Raw genomic sequence first — 7848 nt, 5'->3', positions numbered from 1 at the left:
AGCGGCCGCCACCGGCGGCCGCGAGGAGCGCCGCGCGAGGGACGCCGCGAGCGCCTTTATAAGGCGCGAGCGGCGAGGCCGGGGAGGTGTGAGGTACGGTCGCTGTGCGGGACGGGATTCAAATGGGGGTTGGGGCTTTGGAGGCGTTCATCGTCGATCCGGTGTCACCCGCTTATAAGCGAGCGGCTGGAGCTTCGGAGACGATTAGGACGCCGCTCCCAACGCCGATCCCGTATACATAACCGCGTTCACGCGCCGCGATCGGAACGAGGCGCGACCGGAACCGACCTATTCTTCTAACGAAAGCGACGCGAGCAGCGACTCCAACTGCACCTGCTCGTTGGCCCCCTCCGCGATCCGGTAGTCGGCCTCGCCGATCCGCTCCATCAGCGCGACCGCCTCGCGCTCGCTCAGGTCGAACTCCCAGACGGAGCGGTGGAGCTGGTCGATCACGTCGCCGCCGGCCATCCCGGTCTCCGTGAGGAGGGTGTCGAGGGTGGCCCGGGCCCGCGAGAAGTCGCCCTCCAGGGCGTTCGTCACCATGGACTCAATCTCCTCGGGGCGGGCGGTGGCCGTGATCGCGTACACCGCCTCCTCGTCGACGACGTCGCCGGTCGTCGCCGCCGCCTGCAGCGAGTTGATCGCGCGGCGCATGTCGCCGTCGGCCGCGTACACGAGGGCGTCGACCCCCTCGTCGGTCACCTCGATCCCCTCCGCGGCCGCGATCTCGCGCGTCTGCGAGGCGACGGCCGCGTCCGAGAGCGGCGAGAAGCGGAAGACGGCGCAGCGCGACTGGATCGGGTCGATGATCTTCGACGAGTAGTTACACGAGAGAATGAAGCGCGTGTTGTCGGAGAACTGCTCCATCGTCCGGCGGAGCGCTGACTGGGCGTCAGACGTGAGCGAGTCGGCCTCGTCGAGAAACACGATCCGGAAGTCGCCGCCGAACGACGAGCGCGCGAACCCCTTTATTCGGTCGCGCACCACGTCGATGCCGCGCTGGTCGGAGGCGTTGAGTTCGAGGAAGTTGCCGCGCCAGTTGTCCTCGCCGTACACCTGACGGGCGATGGCGGTGGCGGCGGTGGTGTTATGCATCACCGTCGGATTCTCCCCGGCGACGTAGTTTCGCGTCCCCGGGACGGTCAGGTCGTAGACGCGCTCGTCGGCCGCCACGCTCTCGACCGTTTCTACCTCGTCGTACCGCAGATCGGCGTTTGCGATCCGAGACGCCTTATCAAGGAGTTCGACGGTTTCCAACGATAGCCAATCCGTGGCGATCTCCCTGAGGCGATCTGCTACCGTTTCGAGCCGGGTAAGCGACGTCAACGTAGAGTCGTCTGATCGAAGAAGATTCGTGAGATCTGGCGTCTCTATCTGGAGACCGTCCACGACTTCGGCGTACTCCACGCCGAGCAGATCGATACACTCGCTCAGTTCGGTCTCCACGTGATCGATCTGAACGTCTTCGACCGGTCGATCCAACTCTCCGAGTATTCGTACCACCCGATTCGCCCGCGGCGTCCGGCGACCGTCGCTGTATTCAAGGAGGCGATCCGAGCGCGCACCGACCACCTCAGAGACCTGCTTTCTGGTTTCGATCGGAGCGAGTTCCCCACGGCTTTCGATCCATGTCGTCGGGACGGCCGTCGCCGCTTCGAGTTCCGGTCGGATCGATTCGAGGCGTTCGAGCGCCCGTTGCGTGTTTTCGATCTGTTTCGTTGCGGCGTCGACCACGCTGTCCAGAACCGAACAGTAGCGCTCTCTTCCGGGCGACTCCGGGTTGAGACTCTTCGGGAGATGCTCGGTGATCGGGATCTCGAGCCGACGACAGAGATCCCGAAGAACGGTCTGGCTCGGGATCGTGTCGTAATTGGGGTTCGCCTCCTTCTGCGCGTGCTCGTCAAGCCGATCAGATTTGTGAGCGATGGTGAATCCGATCGCATCTCTGAACCGTCGCAGTTCCCGCGCTCCAGAGATATACAGCGCGTGATACGTCCGTTCGACACCAGATCCGTTGGTCGCAGACTTCTGGAGTTCCTTCCGGCGGGTGGAGATACCGAACGTCGTGAGGAGGTACGAAAGCAGGGTGATGTGCCCTGAGTTTCGCTGCGTCAGTTCGATTATCCCGTTGGCGCTGACGTGGGCCTCGGCGTCGAACATGGCGCGCAGGAACGCGGCTCGCGCGTCCGTCCCGGCTGTGACGAGATTCGAGCCGATCCCCTTCTCGCCGCTCGCGCTCGCGAACGCGTCGAACACCGATTCCAGATAGTGAGTCAGCGTTCGGGAACCGATCGCGACGTAGGGGACGTCTTTTTGCGTCCCTCGCCTCGTTTCCACGTCGAACACGTCGTGTGCGGCCGAATCGAACGCGTCGAGCAGCGCGTCGTCGGTGTTGTAGAACTTGATCCGTCCACCGTCGATATGGGCTTCGCTGATCGCGAGGCCGACGAATCGTGCCAGCTCCGGCGTCACGTCCGTCGGTGGGGTAATCGAACGCGACCGACGGCCTTGTCTGACGTATTCGATCGCTTCGACGCCGTTCACCCAACTGTCCACGCCGTCGGCTGTCGCACGAAGCGCTGACAAGGGGACCGTCCGATCGAGGTTCAGGTCATCTGCGGTCTCGGCATCGAGCGTCACCTCTGTCCGCTCCGGGTTCATCTCGTCGTACCACCGCAGCGTCGGTCCAGTGGTCCGATTAGTCGCTGGCGTCGGCAGCCGGCTTGGCCGAGCGATCCGATCGCCGTCCGACAGCTCCCCGGCGGGAATCCACTCGAACCCCTCGTGGGTGATGACCCGGAGTTTATGTTCCGGAGTCACTCGGAACTCGGTGCCGTCACGAGTCGTTACCTCCACGAGTTCCTTGGCACGCTTTCCGAACACGTGCGACGGTTCAACGTACTCGAAATCGTTCCGGTCGGTCATCGTCGCGATCCGAATCTCGTCTTCGGATTCGCCGAAACCGTCCGTGTCACCGACCACGTCTTCTATCGGCCTCACTCCGGAGTCAGTCAACACGGGCGTCTCACCGGTAACGCACTTCCCGACGCCGGCCGGCCCCGAAAAGAGCAGGTGCGGGATGTCGTCCTGTTCGATGTAGCTCTGAAGCCGTTCGACGATGTCCTCCTGGCCGTGGATGTCGTCGAGCGACTGCGGCCGGTACTTCTCGATCCAGATCTCCCGGCCGGTCGCGGTCGCAGCCGTCTGCTCGTCGGCCTCGCTCATGCCGGATCGGAGGGTCGGCGGGGTGATAAACGAACCGAGAACGGGTCGGCGACGGCGGCTCGCGGAGGCGGTCAGACCCGCCCGCTCCTACGTCCGACGCCGGACCGCCTCGCGGAACGCGGCCGCCGCGTCGACGTCGGTCTCCGCGTCACGTAGCCGCGCGCTCGCGTCGACGTCAGGTGCCAGCAGGGCCGCCGCGGCGCCGGTCGACACGGTCTCGGTCCGCCAGTCGACGTACGGCTCGCCGGCCCACGTCGGGAGGTCGGCGCGCAACACGGCGTTCCGCCAGGCGAACCAGCGGACCCCCTTCAGCCCGAGCACCGCCAACCGGTCGTCGAGGGGGTCCAGCAGCCGGTCGATCCCGGCGATCTCGGTCGCGGCGTACGTCTCGGCGAGCGCGTCCTGCGCGGTCTGGACGAGCCGGGCGAGGACCGCGTTTATGCGGTCGTGGTCCTCGCGCTTCGCGTCGCGGTCGGGGTCGATCCCGACGTCGCCGAGCGTGTACGTGAGGTCGTAGGTGATGTGCGCGTTGATGCCCAGCAGGGCGTCCTGCGCGACGAGCGTCTCGCCCCGGGCCGCGGCGGCGAAGGCCATCAGCCACGGCCGCGGGAGCGCCTCGAACGCCCGCCGCTCGAACGCGACCAACGCCCGACGGTAGCGCTCCGCGAAGGCGACGAGGTACGACGCGGCCCACTCGGGGTCGACGAACGCGCCGTCGTCGATCGCGGTCCGAACGGTCGCCGTCATCCGGCTGTACACCGTGAGAAACACCGCTCGCCGGTCGCCGCGCTCGCGGAGGTACGACTCGGTCCGCGCCAGCCGCTCGTCGACGTCGGCGACGGACGTGAACGGCGCCGCGACGAGGTCGAGCAGTGCCGTGTCCGGCTCGTCGTCGGCCAATTCCGCGGCGACGGCGTCGAGTTCGACGTCGACGGCGGCCGCTCGCCGGATCCCGGTGAGCAGCGCTCTCGCCTCCTCGGTAGTCGGGACGGCCGCGCGGATCGGGATCATCTCGAGTCGACGGGAGCGCCGTCTGACCGTCCGCTACTCCGCCGGAGCCAAAGAACGTTGCTGCCGAGACGGGGGGTCCCGCCTACGCGAACTCGTCGACGAGTTCGGGGACGACCTCGAACAGGTCGCCGACGATGCCGTAGTCGGCGATGTCGAAGATCGGCGCGTTCGGGTCGGTGTTGATGGCGATTATGGTGTCGGACCCCTTCATCCCGGCGACGTGCTGGACCGCGCCGGAGATACCGACCGCGATGTACACGTCGGGGGTGACGACCTTCCCGCTCTGCCCGACCTGCCGGTTCTTCGGGAGCCAGCCGTTGTCGACGATCGGTCGGGAGGCGGAAAGCGTCGCGCCGAGCGCGTCGGCGAGCTCCTCGACGAGCTCCAGGTTCTCCTCCTCCTCGATGCCGCGGCCGACCGAGACGAGCACGTCGGCGTCGGCGATGTCGACGTCGCCGCCGCCGACCTCTTCGAAGCCGGTGACGCGCGCGCCGGACTCGAGGAGGTCGACGTCGACCGACTCGATCGCGGCGTCGCCGACGCCCTCCGCGGGCGCCCACTCGCCGCCCCGGACCGTGAGCACGTGGCGGTCGCCGTCGACGTCGACGGTCGTCTCCACCTTCGAACCGTACATCTCGCGGGTGACCGTCAGGCCGCCGTCGTACTCGAAGCCGATCGCGTCAGTCACCAGCGGCAGGCTGCGGTCCTCGGCCACCGCGGGCGCGTAGTCGAGCCCGTTGACGGAGTTCGGCGCCACGACCGTGCCGGCGTCCGTCCGATCGAGCAGGGCCGCGATCGCCGCCTGGTAGACGTTGTGGTCGAACTCCTCCCCGTCGTCGACGACGTGGATCGCGTCCACGCCTTCGCGGTTCAGGTCCTCGGCGAAGCGGTCGACGTCGCCGCCGATGACGGCGACGTGGAGGTCGCCGCCGCGGGCGTCGGCGAGCTCTCGACCGGCCGTGATCGCCTCGTAGGAGGCGTCGCGGAGCTCGCCGCGGCGGTGCTCCGAGACGACGAGCACGTCGGACATCACGCGCCCACCCCCTTGTCACGCAGGACCTCAGCGAGGCGTCCCGCGGTCTCGCTCGCGCCGCCCTCGATTATCTCGGCGTCGGACTCGCTCTCCGGCTCGTACATCGACGTGATCGCGAGCGCGCTCTCGACGTCCTCGGCGGTCAGTCCCAAGTCGGCGAGGTCCTTCGCGTCGATCTCCTTGCGCTGGGCCTGCCGGATGCCGCGCAGGCTCGCGTAGCGCGGCTCGTTGAGTCCGGTCTGGACCGTCAACACGGCGGGGAGGTCGACGTCGGTCAGCTCCTCGACGCCGCCCTCGAGCTCGCGGTGGACGTGGGCGACGTCCGCGTCCGCGTCGACCTCGAGGTCGTTGACGACCGCGGCGTGCTCGAAGCCGATCCGCTCGGCGAGCGCGACGCCGGTCGCGCCGAACCCGGTGTCGGCGGCCTGCACGCCGCCGAGCACGAGGTCCGGCTCCTCGGCCTCGACGACGGCCTCGATCGTCGAGACCTTCGCGGCCACGTCGGCGAACCCGCCCTCGAAGGCGTCGTCCCAGACGCGGACCGCCCGGTCGGCGCCCTTCGCGAGCGCCATACGGATCGTCTCATCGGCCCGCTCCGGCCCGATCGTGACGGTGACGACTTCGTCTGCGATACCGGCCTCGGCCAGCTGGACCGCGGCCTCGACCGCGTAGTCGTCCCACTCGTTGAGGTCGTACTCGAGGTCGGACTCCGCGATGTCAGTCCCCTCGATCGCGAAGTCGTCGTCGGCCTCAGCGACCTCCTTGACGGTCACCAGAACTTTCATGATAGTCACTGGGTCGCTCGCCGTGTAAGGGTTTTCGGAACGCCTCACTCGCCGCGAAGAGTTGGCTTCGCCCGGACCCCCGGAGCGGACCGAGCGACGGCTTCCCTACCGCCTGTTGCGGTCGACGTGACCGTCGTCGTCGTTCGCGCTGTCGTCGTCCGCGCCGCCGCCGTCGTCGCCCCCGTCGCCGCCGTCGACGTCAGCGTCGTCGGGCAGCGAGATCAGGTTCTCGCGGCCCAATCGGAGCTTCTCGACGCGCCCCTCGTCGGCCATCGCCGACAGCAGCTGCGAGACCTTCGCGTCGGACCAGCCGGTCTCCGCGACGATGTCGGCCTGTCGCATCCGCCCGCCGTTGTCTGTCAGGAGCCGCTCGACTCGCTCCTCGTCCGAGAGCAGCGAGAGGTCCTCCTCGGGCTCCGCCTCCGTCGCCGCGTCGCCGTTCTCCCCGCCGACGGGACCGGCGGCGGCCGCACCCGAACTCGCGTCGTCGTCCGCGGTCGTCGCCCGAGAGACGCCGTCGCCGTTCGAACCGTTCGCGGTCGCCCCGCCGGCGTCGTTGTCTCCCATCCGCCGATAGGCGACGACGCTTCCCGCGATGAGCAGCGCGGCGACGAGGATCGCCGCGGTCAACATCTCCCACGGCGGCCCCGTGGTGCCCGCCGGCGCGTAGACGACGGCGACCCGCTCGTCCTCGCCGAACGTGCGCGGACCCTCGATCGTCACGGCGTTGTCGCGTATCTGGACGGTCGATCCGGGCGTTCCCGTGACGGCGTACCCGTCCGGCGTCGCGATCTCCAGCGTCTGCCCCTCACCGAGCGACCGGAGCCACGTTCCCTCGGGCGTCGTCAGCGCGTCGCCCACCACGAGGTTCTCGCCGTCGGCCCCGAGGAACTCCGTCCAGACGAACGTCAGGCGGAGTTCGCCGACGGCGGCCGTCCCCTCTTCGCCGACGTCGAACTCGGACGGGTCCTCGTGGACGATCACCTCGCGGTCGACGCTCTCGATCCGCATCGTCCGGTCCACGTTCCGACTCGCCTCCCGCGCGAACCCCTCGAACAGCGCCGGGCCGGGGCCCACCTCGCCGTCGAGGAACCGTTGTCCGGCGGTCTCGAACGCCCTGACCTCCGTCTCGTCGGCGAGCGCGTACCTGACCGACACCTCCCACCGCGCGTCGCGGTCCGGCGTCGGCTCGATCCGGATCCGCGTCGCCGTGTTCGGGTCGAAGTCAGACTCGATCTGTCCGACGGGACCCGCGACGGCCTCGACGCTCGGCGACGCGAGGGAGACGTCGCTCGGCTGTCCGTGCGGGGCCGCCGCGTCGAGCGCGGGCGACGGCGAGGTCGCGACCGCGTCTCCGGCGACCGGCGCGACCCCGCCGCCGACGAGGAGGAGGGCGAACAGCGAGACGAGGAGGACGCGAGACGGGGGATTCCGCATGCACGTCGGTTCTCTCGTGGCCCGGGCAAAACGCTTTCCATAACCGGTTTGCGTCGGCGTAACGGGCGGTCCGCGACAGACCCGCCGTCCGCGACGGTCGCCGGTCGGCGTCGGCGTCACGGACTCGCGCTGGGTCGTCGAGGTGGATTTTTTATATCAGGAGGTGAACTCATGCGTGATGAGAGCCCTCTCGGTCTTCGTCGCGGTGTTGCTGCTGGTCGTCCCGGTCGCGGGGACGATGTCGCCAGCGGCCGCCGTCTCCGAGTCCCCGGCGGCCGTCGAGGCACCGGACTCGATCGCGCTCGACCCCGTCAGGCCGAACGCGGACGGCCCGATCGACCCGCCCCGGCCCCAGAC

Annotated in this window: 5 protein-coding genes; all 5 read right to left on the bottom strand. The window is 68.6% G+C overall.

Translation table 11 applies throughout. The features are described from left to right. Positions 1–288 precede the first annotated feature (288 nt). The 5 genes from DJ75_RS18845 to DJ75_RS05560 all read right to left on the bottom strand — a co-directional run bounded on the left by DJ75_RS18845 (position 289) and on the right by DJ75_RS05560 (position 7491). Complete coding sequence (locus DJ75_RS18845) at positions 289–3225, bottom strand: replication factor C small subunit (RefSeq protein ID WP_254921886.1); 2937 nt, start codon at positions 3223–3225, stop codon at positions 289–291. A gap of 87 nt (positions 3226–3312) precedes the next feature. Further along, entirely contained in the window at positions 3313–4236 is a 924-nt protein-coding gene (locus DJ75_RS05575) for a DUF5995 family protein (RefSeq protein ID WP_094523332.1), read from the bottom strand. An 82-nt stretch (positions 4237–4318) separates the two neighbouring features. Then, positions 4319–5266, bottom strand: coding sequence for an electron transfer flavoprotein subunit alpha/FixB family protein (locus tag DJ75_RS05570; RefSeq protein WP_094523330.1), 948 nt, complete (start codon positions 5264–5266; stop codon positions 4319–4321). Then, positions 5266–6054: an electron transfer flavoprotein subunit beta/FixA family protein gene (locus DJ75_RS05565; protein ID WP_094523328.1), complete on the bottom strand. Its 789-nt coding sequence runs from the start codon at positions 6052–6054 to the stop codon at positions 5266–5268. Before DJ75_RS05565 ends, DJ75_RS05570 begins: the two co-directional genes overlap by 1 nt. A 105-nt stretch (positions 6055–6159) precedes the next feature. Then, on the bottom strand, positions 6160–7491 hold the full coding sequence (locus DJ75_RS05560) for a hypothetical protein (protein WP_094523326.1): 1332 nt from the start codon (positions 7489–7491) through the stop codon (positions 6160–6162). Positions 7492–7848: the final 357 nt, after the last annotated feature.

Origin of the sequence: Halorubrum sp. Eb13, assembly GCF_002252895.1 — an archaeon.
Lineage (GTDB): Archaea > Halobacteriota > Halobacteria > Halobacteriales > Haloferacaceae > Halorubrum.
Note: the sequence above shows the minus strand (reverse complement) of the source record. Positions and strands in the feature narration are given on the sequence as shown.